At 38.4% G+C, this 20,073-nt stretch carries 15 protein-coding genes and 3 tRNA genes; 7 read left to right on the top strand and 11 right to left on the bottom strand.

What is annotated here, in order from left to right; genetic code table 11:
* Nucleotides 1-25: 25 nt before the first annotated feature.
* The 3 genes from ABGT15_RS07335 to ABGT15_RS07325 all read right to left on the bottom strand — a co-directional run bounded on the left by ABGT15_RS07335 (nt 26) and on the right by ABGT15_RS07325 (nt 2,332).
* Nucleotides 26-262 (bottom strand): YdcH family protein, encoded by a 237-nt coding sequence (locus tag ABGT15_RS07335; RefSeq protein ID WP_367230783.1) that lies wholly within the window; start codon nt 260-262, stop codon nt 26-28.
* A gap of 89 nt (nt 263-351) precedes the next feature.
* A complete protein-coding gene (locus ABGT15_RS07330; RefSeq protein ID WP_367230782.1) occupies nt 352-1,044 on the bottom strand; it encodes a response regulator transcription factor in 693 nt (230 codons plus the stop codon).
* A complete protein-coding gene (locus tag ABGT15_RS07325) occupies nt 1,031-2,332 on the bottom strand; it encodes a sensor histidine kinase (RefSeq protein WP_367230781.1) in 1,302 nt (433 codons plus the stop codon). The genes ABGT15_RS07330 and ABGT15_RS07325 overlap by 14 nt, the downstream gene beginning before the upstream one ends.
* 144 nt (nt 2,333-2,476) lie before the next feature.
* On the opposite strand from ABGT15_RS07325, the gene ABGT15_RS07320 reads away from it, so the two are divergent.
* Complete coding sequence (locus tag ABGT15_RS07320; RefSeq protein ID WP_367230780.1) at nt 2,477-2,881, top strand: DUF1573 domain-containing protein; 405 nt, start codon at nt 2,477-2,479, stop codon at nt 2,879-2,881.
* A gap of 70 nt (nt 2,882-2,951) precedes the next feature.
* On the opposite strand, the gene rimO is transcribed toward ABGT15_RS07320, so the two are convergent.
* The 3 genes from rimO to ABGT15_RS07305 all read right to left on the bottom strand — a co-directional run bounded on the left by rimO (nt 2,952) and on the right by ABGT15_RS07305 (nt 7,186).
* A complete protein-coding gene (gene rimO / locus ABGT15_RS07315) occupies nt 2,952-4,256 on the bottom strand; it encodes a 30S ribosomal protein S12 methylthiotransferase RimO (RefSeq protein ID WP_367230779.1) in 1,305 nt (434 codons plus the stop codon).
* Between the two features lie 230 nt (nt 4,257-4,486).
* Nucleotides 4,487-6,058: an OmpP1/FadL family transporter gene (locus tag ABGT15_RS07310; protein WP_367230778.1), complete on the bottom strand. Its 1,572-nt coding sequence runs from the start codon at nt 6,056-6,058 to the stop codon at nt 4,487-4,489.
* Nucleotides 6,059-6,127: 69 nt separating this feature from the next.
* Complete coding sequence (locus ABGT15_RS07305; RefSeq protein ID WP_367230777.1) at nt 6,128-7,186, bottom strand: hypothetical protein; 1,059 nt, start codon at nt 7,184-7,186, stop codon at nt 6,128-6,130.
* Nucleotides 7,187-7,287: 101 nt separating this feature from the next.
* Here ABGT15_RS07305 and proS point away from each other — a divergent pair, with 101 nt between their 5' ends.
* The 6 genes from proS (at nt 7,288) to typA (ending at nt 11,461) form a co-directional block, all read left to right on the top strand.
* Nucleotides 7,288-8,766, top strand: a complete 1,479-nt coding sequence (proS, locus tag ABGT15_RS07300; RefSeq protein ID WP_367230776.1) for a proline--tRNA ligase — start codon at nt 7,288-7,290, stop codon at nt 8,764-8,766.
* 76 nt (nt 8,767-8,842) lie between these two features.
* Nucleotides 8,843-8,914: transfer RNA gene (locus ABGT15_RS07295), tRNA-Glu, on the top strand.
* 18 nt (nt 8,915-8,932) lie between these two features.
* Nucleotides 8,933-9,004 (top strand) — tRNA-Glu (locus tag ABGT15_RS07290).
* 32 nt (nt 9,005-9,036) lie between these two features.
* Nucleotides 9,037-9,108 (top strand) — tRNA-Glu (locus ABGT15_RS07285).
* A 156-nt stretch (nt 9,109-9,264) separates the two neighbouring features.
* The gene (gene rpsT, locus ABGT15_RS07280; protein ID WP_367230775.1) at nt 9,265-9,516 is read left to right on the top strand and encodes a 30S ribosomal protein S20; all 252 of its coding nucleotides are present in this window, start codon (nt 9,265-9,267) and stop codon (nt 9,514-9,516) included.
* A 145-nt stretch (nt 9,517-9,661) separates the two neighbouring features.
* The gene (typA, locus tag ABGT15_RS07275; RefSeq protein WP_367230774.1) at nt 9,662-11,461 is read left to right on the top strand and encodes a translational GTPase TypA; all 1,800 of its coding nucleotides are present in this window, start codon (nt 9,662-9,664) and stop codon (nt 11,459-11,461) included.
* A gap of 85 nt (nt 11,462-11,546) precedes the next feature.
* On the opposite strand, the gene ABGT15_RS07270 is transcribed toward typA, so the two are convergent.
* Genes ABGT15_RS07270 through ABGT15_RS07250 form a run of 5 tightly spaced genes read right to left on the bottom strand, consistent with a single transcriptional unit; the run spans nt 11,547 to nt 20,006 of the window.
* On the bottom strand, nt 11,547-13,949 hold the full coding sequence (locus ABGT15_RS07270) for a T9SS type B sorting domain-containing protein (RefSeq protein ID WP_367230773.1): 2,403 nt from the start codon (nt 13,947-13,949) through the stop codon (nt 11,547-11,549).
* A gap of 36 nt (nt 13,950-13,985) precedes the next feature.
* Nucleotides 13,986-16,271: a T9SS type B sorting domain-containing protein gene (locus tag ABGT15_RS07265; RefSeq protein WP_367230772.1), complete on the bottom strand. Its 2,286-nt coding sequence runs from the start codon at nt 16,269-16,271 to the stop codon at nt 13,986-13,988.
* 52 nt (nt 16,272-16,323) lie between these two features.
* Nucleotides 16,324-17,163, bottom strand: coding sequence for an ABC transporter permease (locus ABGT15_RS07260; protein WP_367230771.1), 840 nt, complete (start codon nt 17,161-17,163; stop codon nt 16,324-16,326).
* 54 nt (nt 17,164-17,217) lie between these two features.
* On the bottom strand, nt 17,218-18,120 hold the full coding sequence (locus ABGT15_RS07255) for an ABC transporter ATP-binding protein (protein ID WP_367230770.1): 903 nt from the start codon (nt 18,118-18,120) through the stop codon (nt 17,218-17,220).
* A gap of 53 nt (nt 18,121-18,173) precedes the next feature.
* Nucleotides 18,174-20,006, bottom strand: a complete 1,833-nt coding sequence (locus ABGT15_RS07250) for a hypothetical protein (protein ID WP_367230769.1) — start codon at nt 20,004-20,006, stop codon at nt 18,174-18,176.
* Nucleotides 20,007-20,073: the final 67 nt, after the last annotated feature.

The raw sequence follows: 20,073 nt of genomic DNA, 5'->3' as shown, positions 1-20,073 counted from the left end.
CCGCCTTTAATGGCGGTTTTTATTTTTAATTCTGTTGCAGATAACTGTAAATGGTATCTTTTAAATGCACGCGCTTGGTTCTTAATTCATTCAGTGCGTCATCGGAAGCGGGTTCGGCGTCGGCTTCAATGCGGTAAATTTCGTGATCTAAATCGTCAAACTCCTGAAATAGTTTTTTAAAGTGGTTGTCTTCTGTTTTTAAGTTGTGAATTTTTTGTGCGAACTCTGGAAACTCTTCGGTTAGGATGTGTCTTGTAATCATAAAGGTATCAGTTTTAAATTATACCTAAAGTTCCCTTTTTCTAAAATCAAATTATATGATATTTGTCATGAAGAGGCAATTTGTAAATTCTATGTTTCATTGAGCTGAAACTTAAATCCGATACCGTGTAAATTTTCGATGGAGATTCCTTTTTCGTTTATCAGTATTTTGCGAAGACGGGAGATGAAAACGTCAAGGCTTCGTCCCATGAAATAATCGTCGGTACCCCAAAGTGCTTTTAAAATTTCTTCCCGTTTGAGTACTTTGTTTTTGTTGTCGAGAAATAATTTCAGCAAATCAGATTCCCTTTGAGTCAGGCTTATTTTTTCGGTTTCGTTGAAAATCAGATAGTTTTTAGCGTCAAAATTATATTTTCCGATGGTGTAGAAGGTATTGTCTTCCGTTTTGTTTTTTTGGGAACGTTTCAGGAATATTTCTATTTTCAGCAGTAATTCTTCGATGCTGAACGGTTTTACCAAATAATCATCGGCACCCAAGCGTAAACCTTTTATACGGTCTTCCTTCAGCGTTTTAGCCGAAAGAAAAATAATCGGAACATCGGAATTCAGTTTTCGTATTTCGGTAGCCAGTTCGAAACCGTCCATTTTAGGGAGCATGATGTCGAGTATGCAAATGTCAAACGATTCTTTCCTGAAAATTTCCAAACAGGAATTGCCATTGTTACAATGCGTTACGGCATACTGCTGCTGTTCCAGATTGTCCTGAGTTAAAAAGGCGAGCGTTTCGTCGTCTTCGGCGTATAGAATTTTATAGGGAGCCATTGTCGTTTGGTATTAAAAGTGAAATGGTAATGCCTTTATCGGAATTGTTTTTAGCGCTGATCTTCCATTTGTGCAGCAGGCATATTTTCTTTACATAGTATAATCCCAATCCGAAACCGGTTACTTCGTTGCTTTTACTGTTCGGAATACGGTAGAATTTATCAAAAATGAAGGCCAGTTTTTTGGGTGGAATTCCTAAACCATTGTCGGTAAAGTTCATCCTAAGCTGTTTGAAATCTTGAGCGATTTGAATTTTGATAACAGGCTTGGTTTCGCAATATTTTATGGAATTGTCGATGAGGTTGTAAATCAAATTTGAAAAATGGAATTCATCCGCAAGAATGTGATGATCTTCGTTGGATAAAAGTTCAAGAGTTGCTTCCGGATGTTTAAGCTGAATGTTCTCAATGACCGTTTCAATAACCTGACGGACTGAAATTTCCTTTTTATCGAGTAGCATCGGTGAAGTATCGGATTTGGCAATATTCAGAATTTTTTCGATATGATGGTTGAGTTTATGGCCTTGATTGACAATGATATCCGCATATTTCTCCAGTTTTTCATCGGATTTGATTAATTCGTGTTTGCTCAGATAATTGGAGGCGATGAGAATGGACGAAAGCGGCGTTTTAAATTCGTGGGTCATGTTGTTGATGAAATCCCGTTGCAAATCCGAGTATTTTTTCTGCTGTAAAAGTGTGAAGATAGAATACACATAAACCAATAAAATAACAATCAATGCCAAAGAAAGGACAAACCAGAATTTTAGGGAACTGAACAAATAACCCGTTTCATTTGGAAAACGAACGGCAAAATAATAAACTAAGTTTTTGTGTTTCGGAAAATGAACGGTTTGTTTCGATTTGGATTTGTCGGAAAACGAAACGTAATTTCCGTATACCATTTCATCGCTCTGGCAATTGTACATGGCGTATTCGAAATCGGTGGCAATGTTTACCTTTTCAAACTCTGTTTTTAAATAATATTCCAGTATTTCAGGTTCGAAATCATTATCAACATTTACGATGTAGTAATCGTTGGATACTTTTTGAACCGGGTAATCGGATGGTAAATCATTATTAGTGCCTTCGTATAGCTTTTTAGCAACTTCTAACAGCGCGATGTGGGCTTTCTGACTGAACTTCTTCTCTTCCAGTTTAAAGGCTTCTTTCGTCCAAAGTAATTGTAAAACTAAAATGCCGATGATGGCAATCAGTCCTAAAACAATGCTAACGTTCAGTTTGGTAATTCTCACAGCTTTGATGTTATGCACTGTAATATTAGTCAAAATTTAGATGCAATGCTACCGTTAACAAGTCGTTAACAAACATTTGAAACCGGTTAACAGCCATCTGAATTACATAGTGCTACTTTTGAATTGTTCAATACAACGAACCCAAAAATCAAATTATTCAACCAAAAAAGTAAAATCATGAAAAAAACAGTAACACTTGGCCTATTGGCAGTAACATTAGGATTAATGTCATTTTCAGTTAATCCAGTTAAGAACGGAATCGTTAAAGAAGTTGTAGGTTCTGTAATCAGCTGGAAAAGCGAGGCTATTGAAGTTGGTGAAATTCCTCAAGGAACACCAAAAGTAATTGAGTTTGAATTCAAGAATACGGGTAAAACACCGGTAATCATTACAAATGTAAGACCTTCATGTGGGTGTACCGCTTCGGATTATACTAAAGAGCCTATCGCACCGGGGAAATCAGGAGTGATAAAAGCGATTTATAATGCCGCTGCAAAAGGACCGTTTAACAAAACGGTTACCGTTACAACCAATGCAGAACAAACACCAAAAACACTAACATTCAAAGGGATAGTTAAGTAATAGAGGTTAGTATTTAAATGAAAAAACTCCATTTATTGCTAAATGGAGTTTTTTGTTTTTTGAGATATTGTTAAGCTTGAGGTTCTCCGTAAAGATCAAACTCTGTTGCATCAGTAATGGTAATATTTACAAAATCACCGGTTTTTAAATAGAATTTCGCGGCATCGATTAACACTTCGTTATCCACATCCGGGCTGTCGAATTCAGTTCTTCCGATAAAATACTGTCCTTCTTTTCTGTCAATGATACATTTGAAAGTTTGACCGATTTTCTCTTGGTTCAAATCCCATGAAATCTGCGCCTGAATGTCCATAATTTCAGCTGCACGCGCTTTTTTTACTTCATCCGGAACATCATCCACCAAACTGTAAGCATGGGTATTTTCTTCGTGCGAATAGGTAAAACATCCCAAACGTTCGAATTTCATTTCTTCCACCCAGTTTTTCAGGATCTGGAAATCTTCTTCGGTTTCACCCGGATAACCCACAATCAAAGTCGTACGGATGGCCATTTCCGGAACCGCCGCACGGAATTCTTTCAACAAGTTGGTTGTTTTTTCGTAAGTCGTTCCGCGACGCATTGATTTCAATACATTGTCAGCAATATGCTGTAACGGAATATCAATATAATTACAGATTTTCGGCTCACGCTTCATCAGCTCTAACACTTCCATCGGGAAACCGGTAGGGAAGGCGTAGTGCAAACGAATCCATTCAATACCTTCAACTTTTACCAAAGCTTCCAAAAGCTCGGCTAAGTTTCTCTTTTTGTATAAATCTAAACCGTAATAGGTTAAATCCTGAGCAATCAGAATTAATTCTTTTACACCGTTTTTGGCTAATTTTTCCGCTTCAATCACCAAATTTTCGATTGGTGTGGAAACGTGTTTACCGCGCATCAAAGGAATCGCACAAAAGCTGCAAGGACGGTCACAGCCTTCTGAAATCTTTAAATAGGCGTAGTTTTTAGGCGTGGTGGTCAAACGTTCCCCAATTAGTTCGTGTTTGTAATCCGCACCTAATGCTTTTAATAATAAAGGCAATTCAGTGGTTCCGAAATATTGGTCTACGTTCGGGATTTCTTTCTCTAAGTCCGGACGGTAACGCTCGCTCAAACAGCCGGTTACGAATACTTTGTCTACCAAGCCCTGTTCTTTTTTATCGGCATATTCCAAAATCGTATTCACCGATTCTTCTTTAGCGTTGTCAATAAAACCACAAGTGTTGATCACCACGATATTTCCTTCCTGCTCATGCACAACCTCTTTGCCATTGGCTTTCAGTTGCCCCATCAAAACTTCACTGTCGTAGGTGTTTTTCGAACATCCTAAAGTGATAACATTAATTTTATTCTTCTTTAATGACTTGGTTCTCATATATTTACGAAACTTATTTTAAGAAAGTGCGCAAAATTACGCTTTTTATAATTAGGAGCACCATCGTTTGGGATTTTTTTAAGGGTTCGGTCCCGCCATCCGTTTTATCGTTTACTTTTTTTGATCAAAAAGTAAAAGGATGCCACTACTGTCGGGGCTGGGGGCAATCTTTTAGGAATAAAAAAAGCCACTCCGTAAGAAGCAGCTTTTAGAATATTAAGTGTTGATTGTTAGAAATCAATAGTATACGAAAGCGAAACGTTGTTGTTTTTAGTAGTCACTTTAGCCGTGTCATTCATGCCGGAACTGATCAGTCTCATTTGAGAATCACGTTCTGCATAGGAATACGCTAAATCAAGTCGTGATCCTTTAAAATTAAAACCAAGCCCTGCGGAATAACCTTTTAAATCATCAAATTTCTGTTTGTCTTTGTATGGACTTTCCTCAAAGCGGTAACCGCCTCTCAGGCTAATTTGTTTGATTTTGTACTCCGCTCCAATACGGAATTCGTTAGCAGCTGTCAGACTATTGCTTATTTCAGAATTTAGAGCATTAAAAGTGTCGCTGTTTTGAGGTCTGAATTTGGTTTGGCTGTAATCTTTTCGGCCATAATCAAAACTGATGAATCCGTTTTTACCGAAAATGTACGCCAGACTTCCTGTTAATTTCCCGGGAGTTTGTATGTTATATGGTTCATAAACATTGGTAACCTGAGGGTAAACAGCATCGGTGAAGGTGTTGCTGCCGTCATGACTGGTGGCGACTAAACCTTGGGTAAGTTCATCATTTAGGTGGTACCAGGTAGGAGATTCGTATGCCGCACCAATTCTAAATTCCTTGGATACTTTTAAAATAGCTCCCAAGTTGAATGAAAAACCGCCTCCATAAGTGTAAATTTCATTTTCAAATTGTATTTGTTGTACTCCTAAAGCGGGGTTGTTGCTATTTCGCTCATACACAACGGAATTCACTCTGTAATCTGTGAAATGTGCGTTTAAGTTTAAGCCGATATGTAATTTTTCGTTGTATTCTGCTGAAATATTTCCGGTTAGTTTGCTGTTGTATCCGGTTGTTGATGTTCTGTTTTCTTGATAAAAGCTTCCTCCAGGGACATTGGACATGTAATAAGGTGCGTTATCGGGTACGTCTGGATCGGGAGTTACTCCGTCGTTGTAATCATAAAGAAAGGCCTGGTATCCCAAAAAAGCCTGTTGCGCTGCAAAACCGTTAGAGAAGGAAGCTAGATAAGTGTACAATTCAGAAATACTTTCTCCGGGTTGAAGTTCTACCAAATCTATGGGGATTATACCACCATTATTTCCGGTATTGGCAAAGTTTAAGAAATAATTACTAATAGATGAATTTGGGTTGGTACCTCTTACATAAAAATTGTTGTCGAAGTTGTTTGTGTTCTCGTAATTGATGGCTACTGCAATTTTTTTCCAATTGCTTTTACCTTGTTTGTCGCCAAAAACCAATACACCGCCAATTTGATTGATATCGAATGCACTTTCGTTATCACTGGTGTTTGTTCCGAAATAGCTGGAATTGTTTTTGGTATTAAAATTACTGATGGTACCGGTGGCGGAGTTGTAATTGAAAATGGATGAACCTGCCGGGTTTACATTTATAGCCGAAAGATCACCTCCAACAGCACCGAAAGCACCGCTCAATCCTCTAAAACGAGCCGTTCCGTTTAGGTCGGATATCGAATAACGAAGGGCATCGGAAACCGTAGTCTCCTGTGCGGTAATTTCCAGAGAAGCCGCTAAAATTAAAGCTGAAAGTAAATATTTTTTCATGATGTTTTGTTTATCGATTGTACAATACAAATCCCAAGCCTCTGTTTTAAAGACTTGGGAAAGGGTATATTATCTTCGTCCTCCAGAACGTCCGCCGCCGCCGCCAAAGTTTCCTCCGGATGATCCTGAGCTTCTAGGGCTTGAGTAGCCTCCGGAACTTGGAGTGCTGTAGCTTCTTGGTGAGCTGCTTCTCGGTTCGCTGTAACTTCTTGGTGAAGGCGTATTTATTGGTTCGCTGTAGCTTCTTGGATTAGATCTTGGTGTGCCCGTAGCTTGATTACCTTGATTTCCTCTTGGATTTTGGTAATTATTATTTCTTGGTCGAGGATTTACCCCTTGTTGAGCATCGTTTCTTGTGCCGCCTCTAGGGGTTGCGAAAGTGCTGCGCGGGTTACGCGGATTTACCGAATTTGAAAAGCTGTTTCTTGGTCTTACGCCGTTGTAGCTATCAGTACTGTAGCTTCTTCTGCCACTGTAATCGTTTCGGTAGGAATCACGGTAATATCTGCCGCCTCGTGGGCCGTTATTGTATGCAACATTGTGGTAATGACCTCCGTAGTAATAAGGGTAGCCATATCCGTATGCGGGACCATAATAGCCATAGGAGTAAGGATATCCCCATCCCCAACCGTAATATGGAGAATTCCATCCCCAGCCAACATTCCAGTAGCTTCCGTAATAAGAGTTCCATCCCCATCCCCAGTTCCAGCTTGGGGAATACCAAGAATTCCAGTACCAGCCACTGTTCCATCCCCAGTTATCGTTGTTGTAGTAATTTATAGTGATATTATCGGAATTGTCTCCCCAACCGGCATAATTCTGTTTGTTGGTTTGGGTTGAATCGTTCGTTTGTGAAGAATAGTTTTCCACATCTGTAAAAGATTCGTTATCCGGATACTCATCGCGATACGAACCAAAATACTCTTTGTATTTGTTAGACTGTGCTACATTTTCTTCGCTGTATTTGTTTTGCACTTCTGTTCTGGGTCTTTCAGATGAACCGTAAACGCCGTCATTCTCATAATAAGATGAATTCTGATAAGAACCACAGGAAGAAGCCAAAAGTCCTACTAATCCAAATAGTGTATAAATGGATACATTTCGGCCGGATAAGTAATTAGTTTTCATATCGCTGGTTTTTTTATTGTTGGACATAACAAAAATAGTTAGTTTTGTCGAACTATTTTATCAAAGATAAGTTAAACAATATTTGTGCCAAAGTATTTAAAATGAGCAAGAACTTAACAAAAAGATCAGAAGATTATTCCAAATGGTATAATGAATTGGTTGTAAAAGCAGATTTAGCAGAGAATTCAGGAGTAAGAGGGTGTATGGTTATTAAGCCGTACGGCTATGCTATCTGGGAAAAAATGCAGAAAGAATTAGACCGCATGTTTAAAGAAACGGGTCACAGCAATGCTTATTTTCCGCTATTTGTGCCCAAAAGCATGTTCGAAGCTGAAGAAAAGAATGCTGAAGGATTCGCAAAAGAATGTGCCATTGTTACGCATTACCGTTTAAAGAATGATGAAGAAAACAAAGGCAAACTTATCGTTGACCCGAATGCAAAATTAGAAGAAGAATTAATTGTACGTCCAACCAGTGAGGCTATTATTTGGTCTACCTACAAAGGTTGGGTGCAATCCTATAGAGATTTACCGTTATTGATCAACCAATGGGCGAATGTAGTGCGTTGGGAAATGCGTACCCGTTTGTTTTTGCGTACAGCTGAGTTTTTATGGCAGGAAGGGCATACCGCTCATGCTACCAAACAAGAAGCAATCGAAGAATCGGTACAAATGATGAACGTGTATGCGGATTTCGTAGAAAACTTCATGGCGATTCCGGTAGTAAAAGGAGTAAAAACTGAAACCGAACGTTTTGCAGGAGCAGAGGAAACGTATTGTATCGAAGCCTTGATGCAGGACGGAAAAGCACTTCAGGCCGGGACTTCTCACTTCTTAGGACAAAACTTTGCAAAAGCCTTTGATGTAAAATTCGCCAATAAAGAAGGGAAACAGGAACACGTTTGGGGTACTTCTTGGGGGGTTTCTACGCGTTTGATGGGGGCGTTGGTAATGACGCATTCCGATGATAATGGTCTGGTATTGCCTCCGAATTTAGCGCCAATCCAAGTGGTGATAGTTCCAATCCACAGAACGGATGAACAATTGGACGCGATTTCCGCTCAGGTAAATGAGTTGATGAAGGAACTGCGCAAAGTTGGTGTTTCGGTTAAATTCGATGATAGAGATACGCAAAAACCAGGATTTAAGTTCGCAGAATGGGAATTGAAAGGAGTGCCAGTTCGTTTGGCAATCGGTCCAAATGACTTGGAAAACGGAACGTATGAAGTAGCCCGTCGTGATACTTTGTCAAAAGAAACGGTTTCTAAAGACGGAATTGTTGGATACATTCAGGATTTATTGGGGCAAATTCAAACAGATTTATTCGGTAAAGCTTTGGATTACAGAAATTCACACATTACTGAAGTAAATTCTTTTGAAGAATTTAAAGAAGTTCTGGAAAATAAAACCGGTTTCGTTTCCGCACATTGGGATGGTACAGCAGAAACTGAGGAGAAAATTAAAGAACTTACCAAAGCAACAATTCGTTGTATCGCTTTAGATCGAAAAGAAGAGGTAGGAAGCTGTGTGTTAACAGGTAAGCCTTCTGCCGGAAGAGTATTGTTTGCCAAGGCTTATTAAAAAATTAATTTTTTTTAAAGAGAGGCTTGCGAGAATAAAAAATAGTTGTATTTTTGCAACCGCAATTAGAAAAAGAGGCCCGTTCGTCTATCGGTTAGGACGCCAGGTTTTCATCCTGGTAAGAGGGGTTCGATTCCCCTACGGGCTACAACTTTTTTTCTAATATGGCCCGTTCGTCTATCGGTTAGGACGCCAGGTTTTCATCCTGGTAAGAGGGGTTCGATTCCCCTACGGGCTACAAGTTTACTGAAAACTCTAAAAACAGGCTTTGGCCCGTTCGTCTATCGGTTAGGACGCCAGGTTTTCATCCTGGTAAGAGGGGTTCGATTCCCCTACGGGCTACAAAATTAGTTGTAAATAAGTTTTATGAAATAGCAGTTGGTGTCTCGGTTGTTGTTTTATTAGTTAAAACCAAAGTGATTGTTCTAGCAGTTGTGGGAGGTTTTTCTTTTTTAACTAGTAATTTAAAATAATTATTACAATTAAAAATTTAAGAAAATGGCAAATCATAAGTCAGCTTTAAAAAGAATCAGAAGCAACGAAAAGAAAAGAGTATTAAACAGATACCAGCACAAAACTACACGTAATGCTATCAAAGCAATCCGTTTAGCGACTGACAAATCTGAGGCAGCTGCAAAATTATCTTCAGTTATCTCTATGATTGACAAATTAGCGAAGAAAAACATCATCCACGCTAACAAAGCTTCAAACTTAAAATCTAAATTAACAAGACACGTAGCTGCTTTATAAGTAGTACGTTTCTGAAAAATACTAAAGCTCTCAATATTTGAGAGCTTTTTTTATATTATTAATAGATTATTTTTTGCTAACTGCTTCATAATTAGTCTTTTTAATTCAAAAAATAGTTGTACTTTTGCACCTTCAAAATTAGTATATGACTTCAATTAGAAACATCGCGATTATTGCCCACGTAGACCACGGAAAAACGACCTTGGTAGACAAAATCATGTATCATTGCCAATTGTTCCGTGACAACGAGAACACCGGTGATTTAATATTAGACAACAACGATCTTGAGAGAGAGCGTGGAATTACTATCGTTTCCAAGAACGTTTCCGTAACGTACAAAGGAACTAAAATTAATATTATCGATACTCCGGGTCACGCCGATTTCGGTGGTGAAGTTGAGCGTGTACTAAACATGGCTGACGGTGTTTTATTGTTAGTAGATGCTTTTGAAGGACCAATGCCACAAACCCGTTTTGTGTTGCAGAAAGCAATCGATTTAGGATTAAAACCATGCGTGGTGGTTAATAAAGTGGACAAAGAGAACTGTACTCCGGAAGAAGTGCATGAAAAAGTTTTCGACTTAATGTTCGAATTAGGAGCTGAAGAATGGCAGTTGGATTTTCCAACCGTTTATGGATCGGCTAAAAATAACTGGATGTCGACAGACTTCAGAAATCAAACTGAAAACATCGAGCCACTTTTGGATATGGTATTGGAGCACATCCCTGCACCAAAAGTATCTGAAGGAACGCCTCAGATGTTGATTACATCCTTAGACTTCTCTTCTTTTACAGGGCGTATCGCAATCGGTCGTTTACAAAGAGGTGAGTTGAAGGAAAATCAGAACATTTCGTTGGTAAAACGCGATGGGAAAATCATCAAATCTAAAATTAAAGAATTGCACACTTTTGACGGTTTAGGTCGTAAAAAAGTAGAAAGTGTAATGGCAGGAGATATTTGTGCTATCGTTGGTTTAGAAGGTTTTGAAATTGGAGATACGGTTGCAGATTTCGAAAATCCGGAAGCATTAGCGTCTATCGCAATCGATGAGCCAACAATGAGTATGTTGTTCACTATTAACGATTCGCCTTTCTTTGGTAAAGAAGGTAAATTCGTAACATCACGTCACGTAAAAGATCGTTTAACTAAAGAGTTAGAAAAGAACTTAGCATTACGTGTTAACGAAACGGATTCTGCGGATAAATTCATGGTTTTCGGACGTGGGGTATTGCACTTATCGGTTTTAATTGAGACCATGCGTCGTGAAGGATACGAGTTGCAAATCGGACAGCCACAGGTAATCATCAAAGAAATTGATGGGGTAAAATGTGAGCCGATTGAGGAATTAACTATCGATTTACCAGAAAATGTATCGGGTAGAGCAGTAGAATTCGTAACCGTTCGTAAAGGTGAAATGTTAAGCATGGAACCAAGAGGTGAGCGTATGATCATCAAATTCAACATTCCTTCAAGAGGGATTATCGGTTTGAGAAATCAGTTGTTAACCGCTACGGCAGGTGAGGCAATCATGGCACACCGTTTCTTAGAGTATCAACCGTATAAAGGAGAAATTGCAGGTCGTATCAACGGTTCGTTAATTTCTATGGAAAACGGAAAAGCGATTCCTTATTCTATCAACAAATTACAGGATAGAGGTAAATTCTTCGTGGATCCGAATGAGGATGTGTACGAAGGACAGGTTGTGGGTGAGAACTCTCGTGGAGACGATATGGTAATCAATATTACTAAAACGAAACAGTTAACCAACTTCCGTTCAGCTGGAGCTGATGATAAAACAAGAATTATCCCGGCAATCAAATTCTCTTTAGAGGAAGCGTTGGAGTACATTCAAAAAGATGAGTACGTTGAGGTTACACCAAAATCGTTGCGTTTACGTAAAATCTACTTGAACGAGAACGACAGAAAACGTTACAAAATTGATTAATTTCAATTGTAGATAAATAAAAAACCACTCTAAAACAGAGTGGTTTTTTTATGCTTGTTGTTTTCCGGGTTTTCTGCTGCTGTGATTATCGCTTTAAGGAAATATGTCCTTTGATAGTACGTCCGTCTTCTAAATGCATCACATACCAATAATCAGATGAAGCAACCGGCTGACCGTTGAAGGTGCCGTTCCATCCGTCACTCGAAGGGGCCATTTGTTTCAATAGCTTTCCGTAGCGGTCAAAGATGTAAATAACACTGTTTTTGTAATGTCCTTTTCCCATTCCTTCGATTTTCCAGGTATCATTGATTCCGTCGCCATTTGGAGTGAAGAAGTTAGGAATACCTAAAAGGGAAATTTCATGTTTTTGTATTCCGCAACCATCTTTGTCTGAGATGTAAACGTGGTGTATGCCCGGCGTAACATCGTCAAAATAATTACTCTCCTGAAAAGGACCATTTGGTAAATCCAAGCTGTAAGTATAATCACTTTCATCACCTTGTACAAATACGGTTACTGAATTGTTGTCACTTAAATCAACTATTGCGACACTTTCTACCAAAGCTAAATCAGATTCTTTAACAACAATCGTCCTTACTTTGAAACAATTATAGCTGTCATTGTTGGTTACGGTTACGGTGTAAGTACCTGCTGATAAAATAGCAATAGTGGGTGTGGTTTCACCATTTGGTGTCCAACTGTATGTGAAATTGCTCGGATTTTGATTTCCTATTCCTGCATCAAGTGTGACAGGGATGTTCGATTTGTTCAAACAAAAAACAGCCTCATCGCTTATGTCGATATCAGGTAAAGCTTCTACAAAAAGATCAATGATATTAATACCGATACAGTCATTTCCGTTTTCAATTCGGGCATAAATTCTTTGTGTATCTTCTTCCGTGTTGGTAAAAATTGTGGCTATCGGGTCTATTTCCAACAAGGCATTGTTACTATTGGAAAAGTAAGTAACCGTATTTCCGCTATTTTCAAAACCGGCGTCAGTTAAATCAAATTCTGTATAACCGTCTTCAGTTCCGTCATCATCACATTCATGAAGTTGCTTCGTTACCGTCGGATTTACAGTGACATTTAAAGTTAATGTGGTAATTGTATAGCAACCAGTTGTGTTATCGGTTACTCTTACACCAAGCGTTTGTGGATTTTGAGTATTTGTATAAGTAGTATTTAACGCACCGGTGTCGGATTGTGCATTAGCTGTATTTGTATAAAATGTAGTGGTGTAATTGGAATTACTTCCGGTTATGGTTGTATTGGCTTCTGTTAAATTGAAGGCGGTAAGCCCGTCCGGACTTAATTGAAAATCACACTGGGTCAATTGCGCAGGTGTTACCACAGGTCGACTTAACAAAACAAGTTCAAATGACTTGTAAATAAAACAGCCGGAAACTGTATTGGTTATTTTGGCCCAAACGGTTTCATTGGTAAAAGCAGTTTGATTCGTGTAATTGTTCGGCAAAGTAAGAGGACTGTTTTGAAAAGGATGGTAAGTGACGGAAAGATTCGGGTCATTGCCAAAAATAGTAGCGTCGTTATCTCTTAAATTGAAATTGGCAAATCCGTCATTATCCAAATCACATTCTTCCAGATTTGATGGGTTATTCGTCTGTAAGGGTGTGACTTCAATTGTAAAACTAGTATTTGCAAAACATCCTGTAACGGTATTTGTTAATCGGATGTGAATAGTTTGAGGGTTGCTTGAATTGGTAAAAGTATTCGGATTTACTATAGCATTTGTATTGGTAATAGCATCATTAACAGAATTATGAAATGAAATTGATGTGTTGGTTTGTGAACCTAATATAAGATTATTATTTTGGGTTAAGTCAAATTGTGTTAAATTGTCTTGATTTCCGTCAGCATCGCATTTGCTTAAATTTAGAGCTGTTCCGGTAGTTGGTACATTAAATACCGGCGGGGCACTAAAAGTTGCAGTTCCGGTCCAGTTTAATGAAAAATTACTGGTGCCTACAGGACGGTCAATTACAATAAAATATGTTTGGCCAGCCTGAACATTGAGCCATTTTACAAAACTGTTTCCATCCTCAGCCGGTCCTTCACTTGTATCTGTTTCTGAACTGTTTAAACCGGTTAAGTTATTTGATTGACCTGCGGCTTGCGGGTTTGTAGTGGAACATCGTATGGCTCTCCCTAAATTTCCGCATGAAGCATTTGGGCCAAATATAAAAAAGTCAAAATCTATATCTATATCGTTGCTTTCTGGAGTTAACGTAAAACCTAATGTACCACTGCTTTCTATGCTGACTTTAAGCCAAAGGCTATTGTTTTCCTGACTTCCGCAATTATTAGAATTGTTTAATTCCTGCACACCGGAACCAGTAGCTGATAATTGTGTGAAATCGCTGTTTCCACACACAATGATGGCATCGGAGCAGTCATTTTGTGAAAAAGAAAGCTGAAAACACAGTAAAAACAGAAAAATTAAGTTTTTGGGTTTAAATGAAATCATAATATAACTCTTTGATCGCAAAAGTAATGTAAACTCTTACCGTTTCAAAGCGAAATGCCCTTTAATTGTTTTTCCGTTTTCCATTTGTAAAGTGAACCAATAATCGTCAGAAGGTAGCGGATTGTTGTTGAGAATTCCATCCCATCCTTGTCCTGAAGCAGCGACTTGTTTGAGGAGTTTTCCGTAGCGGTTGAAAATGAAAAGTTTAGCGTTAGGGTAGGTTATATGCAGGTTTTTTATAAACCAAGTGTCGTTAAATCCATCCCCGTTCGGAGTGAAAAAGTTAGGGTAATCCAGCACATATACATGCTTGGTTGCTGTTGGACCACAGCCGTTTTTGTCACGAACATAAATAGTATACTCACCAGGAGGGATATCTGTAAATATATTTTCATCCTGATAAAATTCATTGTCCAGCGAATATTCATAATTTCCTGATCCGCTTGCCAAAACCGTTATTGTGTTTCCGTTGCCCGAAAAACTAATTACCTGAACATCATTGATTGTGGCTGCTTCCGATTCAAGGACTGTAAATGTTTTTGTAGCGGTACAACCTTTGTTGTTGGTAGCTGTAATGGTGTATGTACCCGCGGCTGAAACCGTAATGGAAGATGTTGTTTGAACAGGAGTGGTATTCCAACTGTATGAATCGTAAATATTGCTAACACCAATGGTAATGGAACGACCTTTACAAATCCTTTTTTGTTCGGTGTTAAAATTAGATGGCTGAAAAGTATTTACTTTCAAGGTTACGGGCAGAATTCCATAGCAATCAGGACCATTAATAATACGGGCATAAATAACTTGCTGATTTGCCACTGTATTTGTAAAAGGATTGCTTAAAGGTGCAGTTGTTACAACAGCATTTGCTGGTGTTGCAAAATATTGAATGACATATCCGGTCGGAAGGGTGTTGTCAGTTGCAATTTCTTGTGTGATTTCGTTCAGATTAAATTCAAAAAAACCATCTTGTTCATCATCTGTATCGCATTCTTCAACAGGAGAAATGGTGTTCAAAATGTTATTGGCAAGCTGCAAGGTGATTTCAGCATATTCTTTACATCCAAATCTGTTTTCAATTCTAACTGTAACAATATTGTTCGTTGAAGAATTCTGAAAAGCAGTAGGATTCGTAATCCTGTTTTGCTGATTTTGTGCCTCAGTAAGTGAACGGTAATAACCCTCAATACTTAAATTACTATTGCCTCCTGTAATTAAGGTGTTTGCATTGGTAAGATTGAAAGTGGTAATCCCGTCGTTATTGTCATCACATTGGATTAAAGTAGCATTGTTAACGGTGATGCTTGCATATTCAACTTTTATATAACCAAAAAGCGAGCAACTCGTTTGGTTGACAACGAAGGTATAATCTCCGGCTTCAGTTATGGTGTAATTAGGCGAACTTACATTAGTATATCCGGGAATCGGAGTACTGTTTTTCAGCCAGGTGTAACTTACAGCTCCTGTTATTGGGCTGGGCGTAAGTGCGAGAGTATCATCTTCACACAAAGGATTGTTGTTCGCGATTAAACGATCATCGCCTAAATCTATTTCGTTGTTAAAACTATTGCCGCCAATAAAAATTGCCGAGTCGTATAAGTTATTGCCTTGGTCGGCAATTACCATTTTAATGTGGTAAGATGTCCCTGGAATTACATTTGCTTCTGCTGTTAGAATAATGGTTTGCCCGTTAAAATTAGTTGGATGATCATTGTTGTTAAACCCACCGAAATATTGTGTATTAGCTGCCGGACAATTTGGCGTTTGGGCTCTTACGGTCGTTACTTTTACCGGAATATTGGTTCCCGGAACTACGGCAAGATTCTCATAAGCAGCGCTGCCGGTTTCCCGTAATAAAAAAGCAAAACCATCCGAATAATTACATTGGTTGGATCCCGGATTTGATAAATATTGTTCTGAAGAAAAGACATAATCAAAACTCATATGGTTGGTAACCGCCGTAAAATCAAATTCCACCACTGTTGCATTGATGGTGTTGTTTTCATTGATGGCATTTTGCAAATCAGAGTCACCTGCCCAACTTGTAGGCCCTTCACTTAATATAAAGGAATTAGGCCCAATCGCAGAACTTGCTTTTCCGGTGGAAATAATCAACCCGTTATTAAGCGGAAAACCGGAACCGTTACTGTCAAAAGCGGCATAACTTTTCGCACCGCCGCCAAAGTCATAACCGTTTATGCTGATGTTGGTAGGCTGTACGCAACTTCCTGCCGGAAACAGCGACTGAACCAGTTCTACAGGTGTTTTCGAATTGTCAATAGTAATGTATTGCGCCGATACTGAATAGGTTGTCAGTATCAAAAATATAAGTGAAAAGTACTTTTTGTATTCATGCATAGCATCTGCAAAGATACTATAAATCTCTTTTTTGCAGAATTTTATATGACATTAACACAAAAATAACAGTCCAGGCTAAAACGATTAAGATTTCATAAAAATGTACAGAGTAGTCTTTTTCAAAAGCTTTGCCTCCAATCATTTCTCCGGCACTTTTTATTACCGAAAGTCTGGTGAACGGTTCTTTAATCAGGTTACTCATAGATTCCAATGGGAAAAACTGACTTACTTTTTCTGCAATGTTTGTGTCTTTGAAAAGTTTCCATTTCATTAATCCGATAGCGATGCCTTCTGCAATATTCCAAACGAATAAGAAACCTAAAGCAAACGCCGAACGTTTTACCAAAATCCCTAAAAACAAACAGAAAGAGAAAAAACCAATTAGTTTGATGAAGTAGGCTAAGAGGTATTCCAAATCCGAAAAAACAATACCAATTTCATTATAAGAAGAGAACGAATAACCCAATACCAATGACATGATGAAAATGAATACCGTTGAACTAAAGGCAAATAAAATCACTGTTGAAAATTTTGACTGTATGAATTCTCGTTTACTCATGCCGTCAATCAGGTTCTGTTTTAAGGTGCCATAGCTGTATTCGTTGGCCATCATTGAAACAATTACGATGGCTAAAAACAATTTTAAAATGGCTGCAATCCAAGTGTTAAAATGCCAGATGTAAGGAAAGTTGAAGATACCCTGTTCTGCAATATGAAGTTTAAAAGCACCGAATTCAAATTTTATTGAAGCAATTAAAGCGATGAAGGAAAGCAGTACAAAATAGGCAATAATTAATACCTTACTCGCTCTGTTTTTCCAAAGTTTTTGTAATTCTATATCTAAAAGACGTTTCATTTCTGCTGATTATTTGTGGATTTGTTAATCGGGTTATTCCGAATTTGTAATTCTTTATGACTGATGATGATTGGTAAGTTGTAAAAACTGCTCTTCAAGGCTGTGTTTGCGTTTTACAAGATGATTTAAACTGATATTGTTCTGGAATAAATATCGGTTTAGATCAGCAGCTTCCAAAGGCGCTTTCAGATATACATAAAGTTTACCGTCTTCGTCTTCTATTTTTTCAACAGCGGCATGATGTTGCAGCAAATTTCTCAACGATTGATTGTCATCAGCCTGCAATTCGAAGAAGCCTTCGTTGGCCACAATTCCGTCTACAGAACCCGAATACAAAACCTCTCCTTTTCGAAGCACAACCACGTGTGAACACACTTTTTCTACTTCATCCAAAAGGTGAGAAGCCAATAAAATGGTTGTTCCCAATGAAGCAATATGTTTTATGATGTCTCTAATCTGACGGATTCCCTGAGGATCCAACCCGTTAGTAGGTTCGTCCAAAATGAGGATTTCCGGATCGTTTAGTAAAGCAGAAGCAATTGCCAGACGCTGCTTCATTCCCAATGAAAATGTCCTGAATTTACTGTCTTTTCGTTCCAAAAGGCCAACGATTTCAAGTTTTTCGTTCACTTTTTCGTATTGAATGCCTTTGATTTTACAAACGAGTTTCAAGTTTTCTTCAGCCGTCATGTAAGGATAAAAGTTTGGTCGCTCGATGATTGCGCCTACTTTTTTCAATGCTTCATGCGTGTCTGATTTTCCGTCAAACCAACGGTAATCGCCAGAAGTTCTGTTTACAACATTTAGAATGATTCCCAAAGTGGTCGATTTACCGCTTCCGTTGGGGCCTAAAATTCCGTAAACATTTCCTTTTTTGATTTCGAAAGAAACATTTTTTACGGCATGAACTTTTCCGTAATGTTTATTGAGATTTTCAATAGTAAGAATAGTTTCCAATGTGTTTGTTTTTTGATTGCTAAGGTTAGACGAATAAGAACGGAATTTGTTACTTATTGCAACGGAACTACATAAGGTTTTTCAATCTGAAAATCCGGAAGTTCTATTTCGTTGTTTTTTAAAGTGTTTGATTTCAGGATGTTGTCTCCATCTCCGGGAATTGTGGAATAATAAGAAAAAGAAATCTGGAAGCTGTTGAAAACCAGATAATCATTACTGATTAAAATTCCCAATCCGAATTTTGAGTATAATCGACTGTTGAAAAGCGGTTGTGTTTCATCCGAAATCATTCCGAAAGTGGCATTGAAAAAAGGACTCAAGCGGAAGCCATACAAACTTCCCGGGACATAGGACTGCGTTTGCAGGGTAGCCAGAAACTTTTTGGTTCCGAATAAATTGGTTTCAAACCCTTGTATACCATTACGTTCGTTAATATTCAGTTGGTCGTTTTTAACCGGTAGCCGGTTGTTTCCGATAACCAGTTGCGGGCTGATAAACTGTCGAAATTTCCATCTGCCGGCTTCCATTATATCCGAAAAATAAAGCGCTTCGAGTCGAAAAGTGGTCTGCTCCGAACGACCTTGATTAAAATAGCTTCCGGCTTCCGCATTAAGGCTCAAATAGCCGAATTCATAATAGCCTCCAAAGGAAAATCTTCCACCTAAATACGGTCTTTTGTTGGAATATTTATCAAGAAATCCTGTTGTAAACGAATAGGTTTTTCCAATTTGAACGTATTCCGGAATGCCGTTGTTAAAGAGGTATTTGTCTTCTATAAATCGTCGGGAAGTAATACCTATGCTGGCCAGATACAATTGCGACTTTGAGAAAAAATGTATCGGGTCGAAATCAGCGGTCGGTGCTTCAATAAATTTTTGATTGGAGTACCGTAACGTCATGACCAGGTTTGAAATTCGGTCATCTTCACTTTTTCCGTCAAAAAGCCTTATGGAGTGTCCTGCCCAAAAATCACTGGTTTCGAATTTGAAATTGAACTTTCGGTATTCATTGAGGTTATTTTTAAGGGAATCCCTGTAAAAGCGTTGCTGAAAACTACTACCGCCTGCCCATTTTGTGAATGGAGAGAAAAACGTGCGCTCCAAAGCGATGCTTTTTACGTAATTATCTTCAAAATCTACATCATATAATAAGGTTGTGTTTATGAATGTATTTCTGAAATTTGGGATAATGTAACGCATAGCGTAGGCATTTTCACTGTCGGTAAAACGTTGTTTGAAGTTGTTTTCGAATTGGTGCCCCATACCCATAAAATTTCGTTCTGTGATTTCCAAATCTCCGTTTGTAGGGGATACGGAACCGGTTGGGATGATGCTCCAGGAATCCAGAACTGAAATTTGAATATCAACGGAATCTTTACTGTTTGCTACGGGAACTGGTTTTATAGTAACCCTTCGGATGTAGCGCTGACGTTGAATAAGACGCTCGGATTCTTTAACCAAAAGGGAATCCAAGGGTTCATTTTTCCTGAAAAGCAAGTTGTTTCGAATGGTCCATTTTTGGGTTTTTATGTGTAAACTGTTACCTGTTTTTTCGAGCCAGGTGTTTGGTTTTTTTTTCGGATTGTCTAAAGAATGTCCAAAAGGATCAAAAGTTTCGACATTAATGTTTCGGATGATTTTCCCCTCGTATGGAACGTAAAGATTTTTTTGAGCGGCAGCTTGTTTTTTACGACTGGAAGCCGATACTTTCTGAGTAGGTTTAAATACCAAGCGGTGCAGAAATTTGGTAAACTTTCTTTTTTTGGAATACTTTTCAATATAACTGTACACTTTTGTAGTATCTCTGGGTACTCTTACAATCTGTGCAGAACCTGTGGAGCAGATAAAAAAGAATATAAGTGATACTAAAAGTAAACGTTTTGGCATAATCGGAAATTAACGGTAATCCAACGTAATTTATGTATTATTGTTGTACAGAAAAAATAAAAAGGTC

This window comes from Flavobacterium enshiense, assembly GCF_040750275.1.
Taxonomy (GTDB): Bacteria; Bacteroidota; Bacteroidia; order Flavobacteriales; family Flavobacteriaceae; genus Flavobacterium; species Flavobacterium enshiense_B.
This window is presented reverse-complemented; position numbering and strand designations above follow the sequence as displayed.